The 5047-nt window shown below is 33.7% G+C and carries 6 protein-coding genes; all 6 read left to right on the top strand.

The annotated features are described in order from the left end of the window. Positions 1-386 precede the first annotated feature (386 nt). The 6 genes from NEH74_RS13530 to NEH74_RS13505 are packed head-to-tail and all read left to right on the top strand — an operon-like array spanning position 387 to position 4991. Positions 387-797, top strand: a complete 411-nt coding sequence (locus tag NEH74_RS13530) for a PTS sugar transporter subunit IIA (RefSeq protein WP_055306054.1) — start codon at positions 387-389, stop codon at positions 795-797. Positions 798-814: 17 nt separating this feature from the next. Beyond that, positions 815-1285, top strand: coding sequence for a PTS sugar transporter subunit IIB (locus NEH74_RS13525; protein WP_055306056.1), 471 nt, complete (start codon positions 815-817; stop codon positions 1283-1285). Between the two features lie 12 nt (positions 1286-1297). Further along, positions 1298-2074 carry a PTS mannose/fructose/sorbose/N-acetylgalactosamine transporter subunit IIC gene (locus tag NEH74_RS13520; RefSeq protein ID WP_055306053.1) on the top strand — a complete coding sequence of 259 codons (777 nt, stop codon included), beginning with the start codon at positions 1298-1300 and terminating at the stop codon, positions 2072-2074. Beyond that, complete coding sequence (locus NEH74_RS13515) at positions 2061-2876, top strand: PTS system mannose/fructose/sorbose family transporter subunit IID (protein WP_055306052.1); 816 nt, start codon at positions 2061-2063, stop codon at positions 2874-2876. The genes NEH74_RS13520 and NEH74_RS13515 overlap by 14 nt, the downstream gene beginning before the upstream one ends. Positions 2877-2897: 21 nt before the next feature. Then, a complete protein-coding gene (locus tag NEH74_RS13510; RefSeq protein ID WP_082427857.1) occupies positions 2898-3899 on the top strand; it encodes an SIS domain-containing protein in 1002 nt (333 codons plus the stop codon). Between the two features lie 12 nt (positions 3900-3911). Beyond that, positions 3912-4991 (top strand): SIS domain-containing protein, encoded by a 1080-nt coding sequence (locus NEH74_RS13505; protein WP_055306051.1) that lies wholly within the window; start codon positions 3912-3914, stop codon positions 4989-4991. The last annotated feature ends 56 nt before the right edge of the window (positions 4992-5047 follow it).

Below are 5047 nucleotides of genomic sequence, written 5' to 3'. Positions count from 1 at the left end.
ACCAAATATTATAGAACCATTATTTGAAAAAATAATGTCTCTTTTTTTAGTAATTTAGATTTTTCAAAAGTTAAAGTTGTGAGTTTAAACTGATAAACTACTACTTTAAAATTTGATTAGGAGGCTAAAAGATTTCTTTTTGTTATTGACTAAATAGTAGTTCATTTTATTTTAAAATCTAGCATTTTTAGTGATTTTATCTAATGATTTTTTATAGGTGGGAGATTATCATTTGACTATACGATATGTACAAAAATGACTTGTTTACTAAAAATACTGATACTGAATTGACTTTGCTTTCAAGTGATGGTAAGATAAGCGTGTAACTCAAGTAAACGTTTTCTTTGGGTTTAAACTTAAATTAGAGGAAAAAGGAGTGAAACGTAATGGCGAAGATAATTTTAGCATCACATGGGAAGTTATCAAAAGGAATGTTAGACTCTGTTAAGATGATTATTGGGAGTTTAGCAGACGGAGTGGAGACGTATAGTTTATTTCCAGGTGAGAGTGCTAATGATTATGCGAATGAATTAAAAGAACGAATGTTACAAGATGAGGAAGATTATTTATTAATTTGTGATGTTCAAGGGGGAAGTGTTTTTAATTCATTAGTTCAGTTAGTGACAAATGAACGTGTTAAGGTTGTAGCGGGAATGAATTTAAGCTTGGTTTTAGAGTTAATAGTAGCTAACCAAGGGGGCTCTATTAATTTAGATACAATCTTAGAGGCATCAAAAGAGGGGATTTTATATAAGTGTAAAGATAACTTAGTTTTAACTGAAGATAGTGATTTTTAAGAGGGGGATGAATGAGTATGATTAAATGTTTAAGAGTGGATCATCGTTTATTGCATGGGCAAGTGGCGTTTTCTTGGACAAGCTATTTAAGTGCAGATTGTATTTTAATTGCAAATGATGCGGTTATGAAAGATGAAATTAGAAAAGCATCTATTAAATTAGCGAAACCACAAGGGGTGAAGTTAGTTATTAAAAATATTGAAGATAGTATCAAGTCTATCAATTCAGGTGCTACTGATAAGTATAAATTATTTATTGTAGTTGAAAGTGTTGAAGATGCTTATCGCTTAGTTCAAGGAACATCTTGTATTAAGAGTATTAATTTAGGGGGAACAAAAGCGAAGGAAGGAACAAGAAATATTTCAAAGGCTATCAATGTTCTTCCATCTGAAGAAGAAATGTTAAAAGAATTAAACGCTAAAGGAATTGAAGTTGAAATTCGCATGGTACCAAATGATACAAAATTAGATATTTTAAAAGCATTATAGGGGGGGATATAAATGATACAAGCAGTGTTATTAGGCTTAATTGCAATGCTTGGAAATGCCGAATATTTATTCGGGACAAGCCTATTATCAAGACCTATTGTTATGGGAGCACTGACAGGAATTATTATGGGCGATATTCCAACAGGTGTGATGTTAGGAGCAACATTAGAATTAGCATTTATGGGGGCCTTTTCAATTGGAGCATCGATTCCTCCTGAAATGATTTCAGGAACAGTTTTAGGAACAGCATTTGCAATTGCTAATGGAAGTGGAGCTGAAACAGCATTAACGTTAGCTTTACCGATTGCATCTTTAGTTTTAGTATTTAAAAATTTAGGAATGGTATTTATCTTACCGTCATTTGTTCATAAGGCAGATAAATACGCAGAAGAAGGTAATTTAAAAGGTGTAGCAAGAATGCATTTACTTGGGGGATTTTTTGGTGTTAACTTAATCATCGGATTAATTGTTGCGATTTCATTTTATTGTGGATCACCAGCTGTTGAGGCTTTCTTAGGTATTATTCCACAGTGGGTACAACGAGGACTTGAGTTAGCAATGGGATTATTACCGGCTATTGGATTTGGTTTATTAATGCAGATGATTATGAATAAAGAAGTAGCATGTTTCTTCTTCTTAGGATATATGTTATCTGTTTACTTAAATATTCCAGTTACAGGAATTGCTATTTTTGGAGGTATTATTGGGATTGTATTAACTCAATTAAGAGGAAGAAACACTTTAGCAATGGCAACAGAAGTGGGGGTAGATGAAGATGACGACTTCTAATAATATTACAAAAAGAGATTTAAATCGTGTATTCTGGCGTTCATTTGGAATGGAATGGTCATGGAACTATGAGAGACAACAAAACGTTGCCTTTGCTTATTCACTCATTCCGATTATTGAAAAGCTTTATAAATCAGATCGTGATCGCGCGGCAGCTTTAAAAAGGCATTTAGAATTTTTTAATACCACTCCACATTTATCAACATTAGTTTTAGGGATTGTCACATCGATGGAAGAAAAAAATGCGGAGCAAGAAGATTTTGATGTGGATACAATTAATAGTATTAAGCTTTCATTAATGGGACCTTTAGCGGGAATTGGGGACTCATTTATTTGGGGAACTTTAAGAATTATTGCTACGGGTGTTGGATTATCATTAGCAACACAAGGAAATGTTTTAGGTCCGATTTTATTCTTATTAATTTTTAACTTACCAGCACAAGGCTTAAGATATTACTTTATGCATACTGGATATAAACTAGGTGCAGGCGTTTTAGCTAAGTTGCAAGCGAATGGTTTAATGGATAAATTAACGTATGCAGCTTCTGTTTTAGGGTTGATGGTTGTTGGTGCGATGACGGCTGAGAATGTCTCATTAAATATTCCAGTCGTTATAGGTAGTGGGGAAGAGGCAACAACAATCGGTGATATTTGCAATAACATTATGCCTGGATTATTACCTTTAGGGTTTACGTTATTTATTTTCTACTTATTAAAAGCTAAAGGAGTTAAAACAACAACGTTATTAATGTTATGTGCTTTAATTGGATTAGTCGGAGCATTTTTTGGAATTTTAGGTTAGTTAGTTGATGGAGGGAATACGATGGAAATGATCAAATTCAATGAAGAAGAAAAAATCGGTAGCATAAATGGTGCACTAGCTTTAAGAGGAGAAATTAATCGTATTGTTGATGAGTTATGCGAAAAAGGATATGACAATCTTTGTTGGTTAGGTATAGGGGGAACTTGGGCATCAAGTATGCAAGCAGTTGTTCATATGAAAGAATTTTCTGCTATTGAAACATTTGCTGAAAATGCTGCCGAGTACTTAACAACTGGAAATAGGCGTATTGGAAAAGGAACAATCGTTATTATTTCATCAGTAACAGGTAGTACAGTTGAAATGGTTGAAGCGGTTAAGAAAGCCCAAGCAGATGGTGCCGTTGTTTTTGGATTTATTGATGTTGAAACAGCAGAATTAGCCCAAATGGTTGATTATGAAATGGCTTATAAGGCAAATGAACAATTAAAGTTCTTCATGGTAGCCGATCGTTTCATGCATAATAAAGGTGAAATTGACTGGTATGATCGTTTATATGCAGAATTTGATCAACACTTAGCAAATGCACTAGTAGAAGTTGAAAAATCAGCAGATGAATTTGGTAAAGAATTTGCGATGAAACATCACAAGGATTCTATTCATTATTTTGTGGGAACTGGTAATCAGTGGGGAGCTACTTATTCATATGCTATGTGCTATTGGGAAGAGCAACACTGGATTCGTACGAAATCAATTACATCAGGAGAGTTCTTCCATGGAATGTTAGAGGTAGTCGATCGAGATACACCAGTTACAGTTTATGTTGGAGAAGATGCACAACGTCCACTTTCAGTTCGTGTCGCAGAATTTTTACCACGAATTTGCGGAAATTATACAATCATCGACACAAAAGATTATGAGTTAAAAGGAATTAGCGAAGAATTTAGGGGAATGATTTCACACTTAGTGATGCATGCCGTGAATAATCGTATTGATGCACATATTGAGCGTATCAATTGTCATCCAATGGAAATCCGTCGCTATTATCGACGTTTAAATTACTAGGAGGCAGTTTTTATGCAACGAAAAACGATGGTTGATTATGTAAAGGAAGTCCCACAATTACTTGCTAAAAATGTGGAATCAGCAAGTGAGTTAGTCAATCCTTTAATCAATTATGTCGAAGGAAAAGAAATTAAAGACATTTTATTAATTGCTTCAGGATCTAGTTACAATGCTTGTCATTGTGCTAGGTCATTTATGATGAAACATTTAGGAATCAATGTGAAGGTGATTTCACCTTTTACATTTACCAATTATGAGTCAAATCTTTCACAACATACGCTCACATTAGTTATTACACAAAGCGGCTTAAGTACGAATGCCATTGAAGCATTAAAAAAGTTAAAATCAATGAATGTTAGTGCGATTTGCTTAACGGGTAATCCTGAAAGTGATGTTAAAGATTACGCTGATTTAGTAATTGATTATGGTGTCGGAGAAGAATTAGTTGGATATGTGACAAAGGGAGTCACGGCTTTATGTTTATTCCTAATGCTATTTGCCACGGTATACTCAAACCAACCCCAGTTACTTGATTCAATCAAATTAACAGCGAAGTTAAATGAACAAATGCTTGAAAAAAGCCAAGCATTTATAAAAAAACATTATAAACATTTTACAAGTATGCATCAATGCTACTTCTGTGGAAGTTATGCAAACTATGGAACAGTGTTAGAGGGTGCATTGAAAATAGGCGAGACAGTTCATATTCCAGCAAATGCTTATGAGGTTGAAGAGTATATTCATGGTCCAAATTTACAGTTAACACCTGCTTATACAGTAATTATTTTAGATAATAATGACCATACAAGTCAGCGAGTACATCAAATTTATCAAGCGACGAGAGCTGTTACTGATCACTGTTTTATGCTAAGTATGAATGCTAACTATTCAGAAGATGATTATGTTTTAGCGATTGATGATTCGATAGAAAGTGAATTATTACCACTTGTTTATTTACCATTTATTCAACTATTAAGCCATGAAGTTTCCACTGATTTAAAAAGTGTTTTTCAACACCCATTATTAAAGACGTTTAAGTCGATTGCTGATGCAAAAACATCCAATTATGTCAATTATGATGGAGATGAATAAATAAGAAATAAGAGGGAAATGACAAAATCCCTCTTATTTTTGGCTCTTTGTCAACT

Origin of the sequence: Turicibacter sp. GALT-G1 (assembly GCF_025594995.1) — a bacterium.
In the GTDB taxonomy this organism is placed as follows: Bacteria; Bacillota_I; Bacilli_A; order MOL361; family Turicibacteraceae; genus Turicibacter; species Turicibacter bilis.
The sequence above is the reverse complement of the archived record's forward strand: the minus strand, read 5'-3'. Positions and strand labels throughout refer to the sequence as shown.